Consider the following 14,431-nt stretch of genomic DNA (forward strand, 5'->3'; position numbering starts at 1 on the left):
TGTTTCTCATGAATATCACGATGTTTCTCATGAATATCACGATGTTTCTCATGGACATCACGATGTTTCTCATGAATATCACGATGTTTCTCATGAACATCACGATGTTTCTCATGAACATCACGATGTTATAGCGTTTCCTAATCTAGTGAAGTACAGCTTAACCTCACCCTGGTTCTGCTACGCTTTCACCTGTCCCTCTCCTTAGTAAGGCTACTGTGTACACACAAGTCTGAAATAGCTGATTAACCAAGGTTTTACCCCACCCTAACCCGGACCTTATATATAAAGGGGAGGGAACTAGATTCCTGTTTCCCCCCAATATATCGGGGGGATTAAGGGGGCTAATTCACCGTAGCCGTGAGTTCGGAGAGATGTCACTTAGTCATTAACATCACGCTTTGCCAAATATTGATACATCTGCCAACGTGCATCTACTTCAGCTTGAGCTTGTTCTAATAAGTGCTTGGCTACGTCGGGTTTGCTCTTGGTGAGCATTTTGAAGCGATTTTCTTGATACATCGAATCTTCTACCGATTGCTTAGGCGATCGCATATCCAATTGCAAAGGATTTTTACCCTGTTTGAGCAATTCTGGATTATGCCGATACAGCAACCAACGACCTGATTCTACCAGAGTTTTTTGATGATTCATCCCTGTAGTCATGTTAATCCCGTGGGCGATGCAATGGCTATAAGCAATAATCAGTGATGGCCCATCATAAGCTTCTGCTTCTAGAAATGCTTTGAGAGTATGTTCATCTCTAGCACCAAGGGCTACACTCGCTACGTAGACATTTCCGTAGGTCATGGCAATCATACCCAAGTCTTTCTTAGGTGCAGGCTTACCACTGGCGGCATATTTAGCAACTGCTGCTCGTGGGGTAGCTTTGGAAGATTGACCGCCTGTATTAGAATACACTTCTGTATCCATCACCAAGATGTTGACATTTCGACCACTGGCAATTACATGATCGATACCGCCAAAATCAATATCATAAGCCCAACCATCACCGCCAACAATCCAGACGCTTTTTCTCACCAAGTAGTCTGCAAGGGATTTGAGATTTTGAATTTTAGATTTGAGATTGGGCTCGAGAGTTACGATTTCATCTAACTTCTGCTGCAACAGTTCTATTCTTTCGCGCTGTTCCCAAATGTCAGCTTCAGATTTTTGTTCAGCTTTGAGAATGGACTGAATTAAATCACCAGGAATTGTTGATTGGTGAATTTCCCCACTCCCCACTCCCCACTCCCCACTCCCCAATTGCTGCAACAATTCCGCCGCGAACTCAGCTTGTTTGTCCAGAGAAAGACGGAAGCCAAAACCGAATTCGGCGTTATCTTCAAATAGATTATTAGACCATGCGGGGCCGCGTCCTTGGGCGTTGGTTGTCCAAGGAGTTGTGGGGAGGTTCCCACCATAAATTGAGGAACAACCTGTAGCATTGGCGATGACGGCGCGATCGCCAAACAATTGTGTTAATAATTTTAAATAAGGTGTTTCACCACAACCTGCACAAGCACCAGAGAATTCAAATAAAGGTTCTTGCAGTTGTTGTTGGCGAATCTGGTTTAATTTTAGCGATCGCCTATCAGGATTGGGTAAACTCAAAAAGAAATCCCAGTTTTTCCGTTCTTGCTCTTGTAAAGGTAGCTGCTGCGCCATGTTAATCGCTTTACGCAATGGCTGAGATTTATCTTTAGCAGGGCAAATATTTACACAAATAGTGCATCCTGTGCAGTCTTCTGGGGCAACTTGAATGGTAAATTTTTGATTGGCAAAGTCTTTATCTTTTGCACCAGTTGATTTAAAGGTTCCCGGTGCATTGACTAACTCATCCGCTTGATAAGCCTTGGCACGGATGGCACTGTGGGGACAAACCATCACGCACTTACCACATTGTACGCAGACATCCGGCTCCCATACAGGTATCTCTTCAGCAACATTACGTTTTTCCCACTTGGCAGTACCTACGGGAAAAGTGCCATCAACGGGTAGGGTGCTAACAGGTAAGTCATCGCCTTCCCATACCATGATTTTGCCCAGAACTTCTCGCACAAATTCGGGGGCGGAGTCTAGCAATTTTGGATTTTGGATTTTGGATTTTGGATTGTTGATTGTCTGTGGTACATCTACCTTATGCAAGTTGTCTAGGGTGTTGTCTACAGCTTGTAAGTTCATGCGGACAACTTCTGCGCCTTTTTTACCATAAGTCTTGTCAATCGCTTGTTTGATTTTAGCGATCGCTTCTTCCTGTGGCAAGACACCCGCTAAAGCAAAAAAGCATACCTGCATAATAGTGTTAATACGTCCACCCATGCCACTTTCGCGGGCAACCTGGCTAGCATCGATTACGTATAACTTCAAATGTTTTTCGATAATTTGCTGCTGCACCTTGAGCGGCAGATTTTCCCAGACGGTATCTGCATTATATGGACTATTAATCAGCAAAGTCGCCCCAGAAGTAGCAGCTTTCAAAACATCTATGCGTTCCAGAAATCCCCAATGATGGCAGCCAATAAAGTTGGCTTGGTCAATTAGGTAAGTGGAGCGAATTGGCTCTTTGCCGAAGCGTAGGTGAGAGACGGTCATTGAGCCAGATTTCTTGGAGTCAAACACAAAGTAGCCTTGGGCGTAATTGTCGGTTTCTTCACCAATAATCTTGATGGAGTTTTTATTAGCCCCAACAGTACCATCGGCGCCTAATCCATAGAACATAGCCCGAACAACATTATCCGATTCTGTGGAGAAGTTGGGGTCAAAGCTCAAGGAAGTATGAGTAACGTCGTCATTAATCCCAATAGTAAAGTGATTTTTTGGTTTAGCTTGAGCAAGGTTGTCAAAAATACCCTTCACCATCGCCGGAGTAAATTCTTTGGAAGAAAGACCGTAGCGACCACCAATGATTTTGGGGGATGAGGGGGATAAGAAAGATTTTGCTCCCTCATCTCCCCCTACTCCCTCATCTCCCCCTGCTCCCCACGCTTCATGGATAGCAGCAACAACATCCAAATACAACGGTTCCCCGGCGCTACCTGCTTCTTTGGTACGGTCAAGAACAGCGATCGCTTTTACACTAGTTGGCAATACTGCAACAAACCTTTGGACATCAAAGGGGCGGTAAAGTCGCACTTTCACTACACCAAGTTTTTCACCACGGGCGTTAAGGTAATCTATCGTTTCATGGACGGTTTCACAACCTGAACCCATAAGAACGATAACGCGATCGGCATCGTTGGCGCCGTAATATTCATAGATTTTATAATACCTTCCCGTGCGTTCTCCAAATTGATCCATGATGCGCTGGACAATTTCTGGACAAGCGTTGTAGTAAGGGTTAGCGCTTTCACGTCCTTGGAAGTAGACATCGGGGTTTTGGGCTGTACCGCGCAATACTGGACGATCTGGGGTCAGCGCACGGGCGCGGTGTGCGAGTATTAGGTTATCGTGAATTAGCGATCGCAAATCGTCATCTGACAGCAATTTGACTTTCTGCACTTCATGGGAGGTGCGGAAGCCGTCAAAGAAGTGCATAAACGAGACTCGCGCTTCTAGGGTAGCAGCATGGGCGATGAGAGCAAAATCTTGACTTTCTTGCACTGAAGCAGAACACAGCAGGGCGAAACCAGTAGCACGAGCTGCCATCACATCGCTATGGTCGCCAAAAATAGATAAAGCATGGGTAGCCAGGGAACGGGCTGCAACGTGAACCACAGCGCTAGTCAGTTCACCAGCAATTTTGTAGAAGTTGGGTATCATCAACAATAACCCCTGAGATGCCGTGAAAGTAGTACTCAAGGAACCTGTTTGTAATGCTCCATGCACAGCGCCTGCGGCTCCTCCTTCGCTCTGCATTTGCACGACGCTGGGAATAGTACCCCAGAGGTTAGAACGACCTTCTGCTGACCAAGCATCCGCCCATTCACCCATTGCTGAAGAGGGGGTGATGGGATAAATGGCAATCACTTCATTTAATTTGTAAGCGACACGGGCGACAGCCTCATTCCCGTCAATAGTTGCAAAGGTTTTGTTCATAATATGATTTTTGTCCCCGCCTTTAAGCTGGATTATTCAGAACGTGTGAATATAAGAATCAGAAATAGCCAGAGCCAACAAATTAGTGAACACGAATTACTGATAACTGTAAAAAGAGGGATATTATCCGAACCGTAGCGAGATTTACCCTTGTTTAAAGGATGATTTATTGATGACTTTCGGCTCTTAAGTTAACTCTAAATAAATACTGCATCTATTAATATCTCATCTGCAATAGTGCATCTATTAATATGTATTAATAATGTACTCAATAACTAAAGTCTCTGTTTGATAAGACTTTAAGCTAATTTATTCTTTTTTGTGGGGTATAGGGTCGGGAATCTCTGAATCCAAAATATTCCCGAAATGAGGAAATTTCCCAAAATGAGGAAATCTTATTGACTTTTGACTTCTCAATTAGCGACTCTATCTGTAACAGAAATTTTATCTGTACAGATAAGTAGTAGCATCAAAGTACGCGAAGTTATCAAACGACTAGAAGCTGATGCTTGGTATCTTGATAGAACTAAAGGTAGTCATCGACAGTTCAAACATCCAGATAAACCTGGTACTGTAACAGTGTTTGGTAAGCCAAATATGGATGTGCCAATTGGCACTCTGAAAAATATCTGGAGACAAGCTCAATTGGAGGAAGACTGATGCTTTATACAGTTGTGATTGAAAAGGGAGAAACTAGCTACGGCGCTTATGTCCCTGATTTACCAGGTTGTGTAGCTGTGGGTGAAACTTTAGAAGAAGTCAAGCAGATGATTGCAGAAGCTATTGAATTTCATCTAGAAGGAATGCTAGAAGATGGTTTACGACTCAGGAGTGAGGACTATAGAAAGAGCTAGTTGATAGAGTTGGCGACGGGGAAGGAAAGTAAATTTTGCTAACTGACGGCTAGCTTGCGATCGCGATATTCCCTGACTAATTAACTGTTTCAATTCGGCTTTCAATTCCTCTTCTGTAAGCTGGGGCTGACTGGCTGGAATTCCCGCCACGACTAATGTATATTCACCTTGGGGTTCTCGCTGGCTGTAGTGAGCGATCGCTTCGGCAATTGTCCCCCGCCAAAATTCCTCATACAATTTAGTTAACTCTCGTCCTAGCACAATTTGGCGATCGCTTCCCCAAACCTCTGCTAAGTCTTGCAAAGTATCTCGCAAGCGGTGGGGTGATTCATAGAAAATCAATGTGCGAGATTCTGTTTGCAGAGATTCTAAATGTTGTTGTCTCTGTTGACTTTTAGATGGGAGAAAGCCTTCAAAAACAAACCGATCCGTTGGTAATCCAGCTGCACTCAATGCTGTAATTGCTGCACTAGCGCCAGGAATGGGAACTACCGGAATTCCCGCCTCAATACAGGCTTTCACCAGTTCATATCCCGGATCGGAAATTCCTGGCATTCCAGCATCACTCACAAGAGCGATCGCTTTATCGTTAACTAAATGCTCTAATAATTCTGGGATGCGGCTAGTACGATTATGTTCGTGGTAACTCACCTGGGGTGTCTTAACTTGAAAATGCTGTAGCAGTTTCCCTGTGTGACGAGTGTCTTCCGCAGCAATGATATCGACAGTCTGCAAAATTCGCACCGCTCGAAAGGTCATATCTTCCAGGTTGCCAATTGGTGTGCCGACAACGTAAAGTGTTCCTGGTTTTGGATCGGTTTGCATGAGTCACACAATTTTAGATTTTGCGAACGCGAAGAGCGGGTCGGAGACAAAAGTTGCGTGCGGGGGTTCCCCCCGTTGAGCAAACTTTTCAAGACAGATTTTAGATTAAAGAATTGAAAAGAGCAATCAAGTCACTTGCTCTGTCAATTAATTTTAGATTTTGGGGAAAGTTGCGTGGGCGGGTCTACCGCGCCACTTCCTACAACCGAACGCTTTTGAATCTTCAATTCCATTTTCCAAAATTTAAAATCTAAAATTCGGTGAGAAGTTCTGGTAAAACTTGTTTACATATTTAGGACGAACGAACACTGTTAGAAGCAAGTCTGATTAATTCTTCAACATTGTTTGAGATTGTATTGCAAATCGCATTCAAAGGTAAGTCATTGGGATCAAACCCGAAAGGTTCTTCGATTTCTGAGCCAATTTGTTCAATACTTAATAATGTAAAACTTACAAAAGCCATTACTATACCAGTCCACCAATTCAAAAAGCTCACAATTTCCAAAGGTAATATTAGACAAAAAATTAATAACAGTTGCCTGAGTTTAATAGTATATATCAAAGGCAGTGGCGTTTTTAAAATGCGTTCACAACCACCTAAAATATCTACTAAATCATCTACGCAGTTATGTAGAGTCGTCAGTTGATAGACATTTAGACAATTCTGGTCATGCTGATCCTGCAAATAATCTCCTATCCAGTAAGCAATTTGTAGCGCGGGATGATTAGTATCTTGGAGTTGTAAATATTGTTTTTCAGACATTAAGGATGCTAACTGAGTGTCTAAAGGTGCTGATCTTAGATGTAACTTCATTGCAACTGCAAAAGCAGTTACTAACCGAACTATTGCCTCTTTCTCTACTCTATCTTGCGGTGTCTTCTCTTTAACTATTATCCAAATCCCCCTAGTTAAGTTCCGAGATGTATTAACTAAAGATCCCCATAGTTGACGACCTTCCCAAAATCTATCATGGGCTGTATTCGTCCGAAAAACTAATAGTAATGTAAAACCAATATTAAAACTTAAAACAGCATTAGTAACAATACTGTTAGGATTTGAAAATGCTATTGGTACTCCTAAATGATAGAAAAATGATATTAAAACTCCATAGGCAGTACAAAAAAGTACCCAAGGAAAAATCAGAGAAATAATTGACCTTTCAAGCCGAAGAGTTACTTGAAGCCAGTTCAACTTTTCGCCTTTGTAAAGGTGATACTTTTCTATTAAAGAGTTTTTGGAATTATTTTGAAAATAGTTAGGTCGTTTCATATTGGTAAGGTTTGACGATTACATCAATTAGGAAACTAGCTTTTTTAGCTAAAGTTATCTTGCTGAAGCCAGATAAGCTGAAAAACATCTAATTTGCATAACCGAATTAAACATAACTCTTGTGGGGGAGCCACTGCGTTGGGCGGGTTCCCCGACTTGAAGCAAGTGGCGTTGGGCCTCTTGCCCGCCCTAATTATGCAAGTTAAATGTGGAACAGCTTATATACAAGATGTAGGTTTCCAGATAGCGACTTTCGTGCAACTATAATCAACATAAATTGTAACGTTAACATTAAAATTTATTTCTGTGAACCCTCTTTCGGTAGGAAAATTTATGACTGTCTTTCCATTCTTTACCATCAACTTGGTTTTCTACTTATATTGGTTAAACTTCGTGGTATTTTCCGATTTATGAGATAATTAGCCAAAATTTAGATTTATTTACCGTAAATACTCAGTTTTTATCACCGACAGAGCGATGTCTACCACGGGCTACGCCTACGCATTTGGGTTAATAATTAATACAGTGTAATTAGATAATGCTTATCTCTCAAGCTATAAAAAGGAAATCAACTCTATGAAATTTGGGATTGATATTGGACTCAATGGGAGCATCTCAGTTTTGCAAATTACCAGATGAGAAACAAGATTCTTGCTCCCTCTCCTTACCAAAGAGAGGGTTGGGGTGAGGTTTTACAAGGCTTTTTACACTCATTGAGATGCTCCCGGACTCAATTGCCCTCCAGATATAGGAGCAACAGGTTAACTCTATCTAAATCATTCCTCAACAACAAGATTCCCGGCTTCTGAGATAAGTTGGGAATCTCAGGAAATTTTAAAATTCCTATTCCAAGACTTTTTCAGAGGACAAAGTGATGTCATTACTAGATAATTTGGTTAATAATTATCTTCATCAGGATTTAGCAGTAATTTTTACCAAAGTTGGGATTGAAGCTGACAAAATTTCTGAGATAAATCGGCAGATTTTAAAAGAAGTTAATCTCGCTCAGTGGTTGCTAGAATCTGCTAGGGGCGAAAGTTATCTAGCTGTGAATGCTAATAATTTTGCTGGATTGAAATGGCGAGAGCCTGATATGAAAGGGTTTGCCAAGCCTTTGAAAATGAAAGTTCCTTCAGAACCAGAAGAAGTTGAATTCTGTAAATTCGCAGATGTTAATGCTTTTATTTTTGGTTATTGGAAGTTTTTAGCTCGTTCTCCTTATAAAGGCTTAGAAGAACATACAAATACGCCAGAAAACTTCCTTGGCTTTCTAAAAGGTAAAGGCTATTCAACTGATTCTAACTATGTCAGTAAAGTTGTAAACTTGCTTCCAGAAGCCCAGAAATTGCTGGCTAATGCAGAGAGAGTTGTCATTCCCACATTAGTGGAAAAACTTCAGCTAATTCGTGCAACTCAAGAAGTGGAAGTAGGGCAAAGTTTCAGAATTGAAGGTGTAGCACGTTTAGCCGATAGTGGTAAAGTTTTGTTGGTAATGATTGATGATAAATTTCCAGCCCCTAATGTACCAATCAGAGAAGATGGCAAGTGGAAATTTGATTTCGTCTTTAAACAAGAAGGCGATCGCGCGATGATAATTGCGATCGCTGATCAAACTCTCAAGCTCCAGATTAAAGTGATTCTTCCTTACGATCATCAGGATGATGAGAAGACTCAACAACCTACAGCATCCAGTTTATCAGGAGCGAAGGTAATTAAACTCAGTGGTAGTGTGGGAATTGGCGCAGTAAATAAAGCTGATGATGTGAAGGCAATTAAAGCGCGATTGCATCAACTAGGCTACACATGGGTAGGCGATCCTAAGAGTGCAGACAGAGACAGAGGACTATTTGACGCAATTAAACTATTTCAGTCAATCATTGCAGGTCGCAGTACTGTTAATGGTGATGGTCGAGTTGATGTTGGTGAAACGACTCATCGATGGTTACAAGCAGCTAATGCACCACGCTGGGTATTAATGCCAAACAGCGACCCTGACAATGGTTTGATTAACGGTGAACTAGCAGAAATCCAAGATAACCACGATTATGGGACACACTGGTTAGCTGATGTAATCAAAGAAATTGCCCAAGACTATCAAAATAGTTATCGCAAGACTCATCCGAAAGCTGCCTTATTTGCAATTAATGATGTTAGCCTTCCTCATGGAGGCGATACTCCCGACCATCATGGACATGAAACTGGCATGATGTGCGATGTTTTCTTGCCCAAAAATAATGGCGATTTTGGCGGCATTTTTTGGTCGAGTTCTGAATATGATCAAGATACTACGCGAGCTATTCTCAAGTCTATTCGCAAACAAAAGCTGGTACAGACGGGGGCGGTTTTCTTCAACGATAAAAAGCTAATTAAAGAGGGGCTTTGTACTCCGATGATTGGTCACGATCATCATATTCACTTTGAAATTAACCCACCAATAAAAAGCTAGACAAAGCCCGACTTTAGCAGAATGACTCACCAATAACTGAGAGCATACATTTTGGCGCATCGAGAGGATATGGATTGTAACTTCTGCTCTACAATCAAGTGAGGAATCTAGCAACACAAATAGGGGATTATGTATGTCCCATCCTATACCCAGTAGTGAAGAAGTCGCTCGACGTGCAAAGGGACTCTATGAAAGGAGTATCCGTGCCAAAGTTGAGATGGAACAGAACATTGGCAAAATATTTACTTGATGGAAGCTGAAGGTTATCACGGGCTAATTCCAGCCTTACAGGGTAAAACAACAACCGTTGTTACTGCTGCCAAATTAGTACCACTAAGAGAAGAGATTGACTGGCAAGCCAAAACTGATGCCGGGGTTCGATGGTCTGTGTTAGCCGTTTTTTACTAGATGTCGTTAAACACTTTTTTAGCTGCATTATACCCCACTGCTTGACTTACCAGCGCCGCGCTTTTTACACTTCATCTTAATCTCGCTTTTTGCGAGTTGAACGGCGAGGTGCTATTGCGCTAGGATGAGCCGGGTGACTGGCATTCGGTACATAATTAGGATGATTGGAATAATAAGGATGCCCTTGAGACGCGTGTTTAATTTGACGTTTTTGTCGTTCTGCCTGATCTATAGGCTGTTGGAAAACGGCATCAACAAGTTGCCTGGCTTCTCGTTGCTGAGTGTTTGTACCATTTCCTGTATGATGTCTTCCACCTTTACTTACATGTTCCGCATGACTAATTAACTGGAAATTACTAGGCCATGCATGAGCTTGTTGGTGGCGTGCGTCAGTACTTCCAGGCGATAAATTTCCAGCCGTTGCAAGTCTGTCAACCTCCGGTATAATGTCAACTGAGTCTACTTTATGATCCATTTCTAAGGCATGTCCACTTGCAAGCCTGCCTGTAGGGTGGTTTGGATCTACGTCATGTCTGTTGCCGAAAGGTGATGTATAGTGTGTTTTGCCCGGACTTAATCCCTGATTAAAATGCTGGATTCTCAATGGCTCTGGAATTTTTAATCCTAAAGCATTCCGTCTGTTAGATTTCGGTTCAATATATTCTGAGTCCTTATCATCATCTTCTGAGTCCTCATCATCAGTATCCAGTCCCACCAATTGAATAACTCCAGCATTTATAGTTCCACCATTTCTCTTTGGCTGTACTGCTTGAGATGTAAAGGCACCCATAGACTGAATGTTACGAAGATGATGACCGTAACGTTCTTTCTGGATTAGAGATGTCTTCAAATCAGGCAGAATTGATTTTTCTGGAGTTTGCTGTTGCATCATAAAAGGACGAGACTCAAACGTTCCCTGGACTGTATTAGTTGAAAAAGATGGTGTCCTATGAGTATTTTTTGTTTGGGCACTTAGTAGTTTTGACATTTTCGTACTCTAACTTAAAATGGACAATGAGCTTCATATTCATCCAACTCACCCTTCAAAGCTCCACCTTGTTGTCTCGGTTCTAAATGACCTTGAATTTTATTCATGGAGAGTAGTTTTTTTACAAAGCTTTTGGCTACACCAAATCTCTCAGCTACTTTTCTGATTGAGGTGTTACCTTGAGACTAAGCCTTTACTATTTTTTCTCGCAAGTCGATGAAGTAAGGTTTCATTATGAATATTGTATAGTGACACTCCCCAGTTTAGAAAACGGGGGATTCTTGGGTCAATGGGGAGCTAGTGCTTAACCCCTCGCCAAACATCTTGACCGTGTGCCCTACGGCTCTTAGTCCACGCTGCATCACTACCATAGCAGCAGCAATGTCTCTACTAGTTTCAAATCCACATTCACCACAACGATGAACCCGTTGGTCTGAGTCTTTCTTACCTGTCTGGTGATTGCAATTAGGTATGTATGTTTAGTTTTGTAAAAACTGTGGAATTACTCATTTATAAGCTGTTTACTGATTTTACATTTCGTCACATAATTTGATTTTTTAACGCCGACTTACTTAGATGACCTAAATCTATTGCCTGAGAATCTTAGCTGTAACTTGCGGTGTTATCATAACCCTCTTGGTTGACTTCTGGCTCCTAACTCTTGCCCAAACCGTGAGCGGCTGTCCAACTTGCTTATACAGCAAGCTTTCTAAAATCACGCCATTATTATTGGCCGTGAGAGTTTTATTCGGTTGACGCAAAGACTCATAAAAACCATTGTACCAGCCATCTTTTGACTTGAGATTAGCTTGGACAAAATCAAATAACTGGCGAGTATAAGCAGTGTTATAAAGCACATGCCAGCCGATCGCAGCTTTGGCACTCAAAAATCGCAAATCGTTGCGCTGTTGTCGGGTATCTGTAATGGTTGCCCAAGGTTTTCCGTTGACAAACAAGCTGCTGTAAACAAAGTATGGAGGGCGATCTAAGTTGTCTTCGGTGACAGCAGTTAATTGTTTTGTGGCTTGATAACGCGCTACTTGAGCAGCTAAAATCCGATCAGCATAAGTTTTAGGCAAAGCTTGAAACCCAGTTTCGATGCCATCTAAAATATAGGGTTCGCTAAGAACGTAGTTATTAGCTCCAGAGTTTTTATAGTCGCGGCGATCGTAAGGAATTCCCTGTCCGTAAAGATTAACAAAGGCAGCATGGGACTGATAATCTAAGGCTTGCTTAACATCCAAGCCCCAAAGCTTTAGACCATAGGCAGCATAATTCTCATAACCCAAGCGACCTTCTTGGTTATACTGTTCTTTGCCTTTGATCACGGCAGTACCGTACATTTGGCCATTTTTAGTCAGACGCTTGACTTGCCAATGTTTCCAAACTGCTGCCGTTAGCGATCGCATTTGTGGATACTTTGCCCCGACAATTTTTAGCCAGATTGCCATCCTTCCCAAATCGATGGCTGACCAACCAATTTCTTCGCGTTTTTCTAGTTGACCATAATTAACAGGTACAAGGGTTTTTGCATTGTAGACCTTGTTAGGTAGTTCACCTTTGTATAAGGGCATAGATGCCAGTGTTTTCAACATTTTGCTCATTTTGGCTTCAAATTCAGCCGCAGGCACGATATTGAGTTCTCTAGCACTGACCAAAGCTGCGATCGCTGCTGTCTGATCCCACATACTTACAGAGGTAAAGCCATCAACGGAATTCACCAAGCCAGTTTTATCGTTCCAGTTGCGCTGGAAATATGACCAAGCCAGACGCGCAGTTGTCGTTTCCTCTGGGGTGAGTTTTCCAACTCCAGGAGCAAGATAGGGAATTATCGCTACTGTTAGTTGCTTCTTAGGAATGGGTTTACCTGGGAAAACTACAGATTTCGCATCCAGGCTGGCAATTATTTCAGCTTTTTTAGCACCAGAGACAGGGCGTTGGGGTTTTTTTGGTTGTAGCAACTGCCGTGAAGCAGTTTGGAATGCTGATATTTCCGGTTTTTTTATAGAAGTCTGGGAAAGTTGCTTAGACCAAACATTTAAAATTGCGATCACGATCGCAGCTGTAACTACTCCTCCTACAGAAGCTAGTATGGACAAGCTCTTAGGCGGCGGTTTAAAATCAGAACTCATGCTTTTTTAAAGCCTCATCTTGTAAGTCAGCGTTGCTTGCGTAATTTCACCAAATACATTCTTCCCAACTTTTATATCTAACTAACACCCAGAAGTTCACCTGACTTTTCACGGGATGTGGAAGTGCGACTCCCGAAAGATTGTCAACAGAATTTAATTCTGAATGCTGACTCCTGAATTCTGACTCCTGAATTCTATTTTCTTAAAATTTACATTCCGCCCCGCAAGGATAATTATTTACCGGAATTAATGGGTTTAAAGCCCCGTCCTAAAGGAGCGGCTTTTCTTCCTGTAGTCTATCAATCCAGTCTTCAATCAACTGAGTCATCGTCTTGCGTTTCTGTTTGGCAACTCTTCTTAATTTCTCAAGCCTTTCAGGGTCAACCCGTATACTCAGCCTGTCTTTCATCTTGCTATCCAATGGCTACCCATTCATGGTATCATGGCTAATATGAAAACACTGAAGTTTAAGCTCTATCAACACAAACGGAATAGATACCTCAAGCGAATTATCAATGCATCTGGGGTGATTTATAACCATTGTATTGCTCTCCATAAACGCTACTACCGAATATGGGGGAAGCATTTAAGTTGTGCAAAACTTCAGTCTCATATTGCTAAATTGAGGAAGCGTAAAGATTTTTGGCAATCCGTAGGTTCTCAGGCGGTACAGGATATCTGTCAACGCATAGAGAAAGCCTACCAATTGTTTTTTAAGCACAATAAGAAAGGAGTTAGACCACCAGGATTTAAGAAACTAAAAAAATACAAATCATTCACCCTCAAGCAAGCGGGTTATAAGTTTTTGGGTGGCAACAGAATAAAAATTGGTAGTCGTGTTTATCAGTTTTGGAAGTCTAGAGAGATAGAAGGAACAGTCAAAACACTAACCATTAAGCGCACACCGTTGGGTGAGTTGTTTATGGTTGTGGTTGTTGACAATTGCGCTGAACCAGAATTTGAAGTTAAGACAAGTAAAATTGCTGGCTTTGACTTTGGTCTGAAAGCATTTCTCACTTGCTCAGATGGGACAACAATTGAGTCTCCCCAATTTTTCAAACAGTCGCTAACCCTGATAAAAAAAGCCAGTAGACATCACTCCAAAAAGTTAAAAGGTTCAGCTAATCGTGAAAGAGCTAGAAAGAATCTGGTACGTAGATACGAAGATATTTCTAACAAAAGACGCGATGGCGCGTGGAAATTAGCCCATGAGTTAACTGACAGGTTTGATGTGCTGTGTTTTGAAACCCTAAGCCTCAAAGGGATGCAACGTCTTTGGGGAAGAAAGATATCAGATTTGGCTTTTGGTGAATTTCTACAAATACTGGAATGGATTGCCAAAAAGAAAAACAAACTTGTTGTATTTATTGATAGGTGGTATCCATCCACCAAGACTTGTGTGCGATTCGTTTAATCTAAACCGAGAAATCGGGGGATGATTAGCCTCTATGGGGTAATCCTCAAAAGGAT

10 protein-coding genes and 1 pseudogene are annotated in these 14,431 nt (G+C 41.8%); 6 read left to right on the forward strand and 5 right to left on the reverse strand.

Annotated features, from left to right (window positions below; all coding sequences use genetic code 11):
* Window positions 1–208, forward strand: a pseudogene (locus V7L05_RS11410) (hypothetical protein); the annotation flags it as partial.
* A gap of 173 nt (window positions 209–381) precedes the next feature.
* On the opposite strand, the gene nifJ reads toward V7L05_RS11410, so the two are convergent.
* Window positions 382–4,038: a pyruvate:ferredoxin (flavodoxin) oxidoreductase gene (nifJ, locus tag V7L05_RS11415; protein ID WP_335164261.1), complete on the reverse strand. Its 3,657-nt coding sequence runs from the start codon at window positions 4,036–4,038 to the stop codon at window positions 382–384.
* A 405-nt stretch (window positions 4,039–4,443) separates the two neighbouring features.
* On the opposite strand from nifJ, the gene V7L05_RS11420 reads away from it, so the two are divergent.
* Together V7L05_RS11420 and V7L05_RS11425 are read left to right on the forward strand one after the other, a co-directional pair.
* Window positions 4,444–4,698 carry a type II toxin-antitoxin system HicA family toxin gene (locus tag V7L05_RS11420; protein WP_335164262.1) on the forward strand — a complete coding sequence of 85 codons (255 nt, stop codon included), beginning with the start codon at window positions 4,444–4,446 and terminating at the stop codon, window positions 4,696–4,698.
* A complete protein-coding gene (locus tag V7L05_RS11425) occupies window positions 4,698–4,892 on the forward strand; it encodes a type II toxin-antitoxin system HicB family antitoxin (protein ID WP_335164263.1) in 195 nt (64 codons plus the stop codon). Before V7L05_RS11420 ends, V7L05_RS11425 begins: the two co-directional genes overlap by 1 nt.
* Here the strand turns inward: V7L05_RS11425 and rsmI are convergent.
* Entirely contained in the window at window positions 4,857–5,717 is an 861-nt protein-coding gene (rsmI, locus tag V7L05_RS11430; protein ID WP_335164264.1) for a 16S rRNA (cytidine(1402)-2'-O)-methyltransferase, read from the reverse strand. The genes V7L05_RS11425 and rsmI overlap by 36 nt on opposite strands.
* A 292-nt stretch (window positions 5,718–6,009) precedes the next feature.
* Window positions 6,010–6,987 carry a bestrophin family protein gene (locus V7L05_RS11435; RefSeq protein ID WP_335164265.1) on the reverse strand — a complete coding sequence of 326 codons (978 nt, stop codon included), beginning with the start codon at window positions 6,985–6,987 and terminating at the stop codon, window positions 6,010–6,012.
* A gap of 874 nt (window positions 6,988–7,861) precedes the next feature.
* Here V7L05_RS11435 and V7L05_RS11440 point away from each other — a divergent pair.
* Window positions 7,862–9,433, forward strand: coding sequence for a glucosaminidase domain-containing protein (locus V7L05_RS11440; protein WP_335164266.1), 1,572 nt, complete (start codon window positions 7,862–7,864; stop codon window positions 9,431–9,433).
* A 249-nt stretch (window positions 9,434–9,682) separates the two neighbouring features.
* Window positions 9,683–9,841, forward strand: a complete 159-nt coding sequence (locus tag V7L05_RS11445; RefSeq protein WP_335164267.1) for a hypothetical protein — start codon at window positions 9,683–9,685, stop codon at window positions 9,839–9,841.
* A gap of 76 nt (window positions 9,842–9,917) precedes the next feature.
* Here V7L05_RS11445 and V7L05_RS11450 read toward each other — a convergent pair whose 3' ends face one another.
* Together V7L05_RS11450 and V7L05_RS11455 are read right to left on the reverse strand one after the other, a co-directional pair.
* A complete protein-coding gene (locus V7L05_RS11450) occupies window positions 9,918–10,829 on the reverse strand; it encodes a hypothetical protein (protein ID WP_335164268.1) in 912 nt (303 codons plus the stop codon).
* A gap of 587 nt (window positions 10,830–11,416) precedes the next feature.
* Entirely contained in the window at window positions 11,417–12,961 is a 1,545-nt protein-coding gene (locus V7L05_RS11455; protein WP_335164269.1) for a DUF3131 domain-containing protein, read from the reverse strand.
* Window positions 12,962–13,412: 451 nt separating this feature from the next.
* Here V7L05_RS11455 and V7L05_RS11460 point away from each other — a divergent pair, with 451 nt between their 5' ends.
* Entirely contained in the window at window positions 13,413–14,375 is a 963-nt protein-coding gene (locus tag V7L05_RS11460) for an RNA-guided endonuclease InsQ/TnpB family protein (RefSeq protein ID WP_335164270.1), read from the forward strand.
* The last annotated feature ends 56 nt before the right edge of the window (window positions 14,376–14,431 follow it).

Origin of the sequence: Nostoc sp. (assembly GCF_036917755.1) — a bacterium.
Lineage (GTDB): Bacteria > Cyanobacteriota > Cyanobacteriia > Cyanobacteriales > Nostocaceae > Nostoc.

Coding starts and splice junctions, on each gene's coding strand:
- V7L05_RS11460 (WP_335164270.1), top strand. CDS start 13,413: ATGAAAACACTGAAGTTTAAGCTCTATCAACACAAACGGAATAGATAC.
- rsmI (WP_335164264.1), bottom strand. CDS start 5,717: ATGCAAACCGATCCAAAACCAGGAACACTTTACGTTGTCGGCACACCA.
- V7L05_RS11445 (WP_335164267.1), top strand. CDS start 9,683: ATGGAAGCTGAAGGTTATCACGGGCTAATTCCAGCCTTACAGGGTAAA.
- V7L05_RS11455 (WP_335164269.1), bottom strand. CDS start 12,961: ATGAGTTCTGATTTTAAACCGCCGCCTAAGAGCTTGTCCATACTAGCT.
- nifJ (WP_335164261.1), bottom strand. CDS start 4,038: ATGAACAAAACCTTTGCAACTATTGACGGGAATGAGGCTGTCGCCCGT.
- V7L05_RS11425 (WP_335164263.1), top strand. CDS start 4,698: ATGCTTTATACAGTTGTGATTGAAAAGGGAGAAACTAGCTACGGCGCT.
- V7L05_RS11440 (WP_335164266.1), top strand. CDS start 7,862: ATGTCATTACTAGATAATTTGGTTAATAATTATCTTCATCAGGATTTA.
- V7L05_RS11450 (WP_335164268.1), bottom strand. CDS start 10,829: ATGTCAAAACTACTAAGTGCCCAAACAAAAAATACTCATAGGACACCA.
- V7L05_RS11435 (WP_335164265.1), bottom strand. CDS start 6,987: ATGAAACGACCTAACTATTTTCAAAATAATTCCAAAAACTCTTTAATA.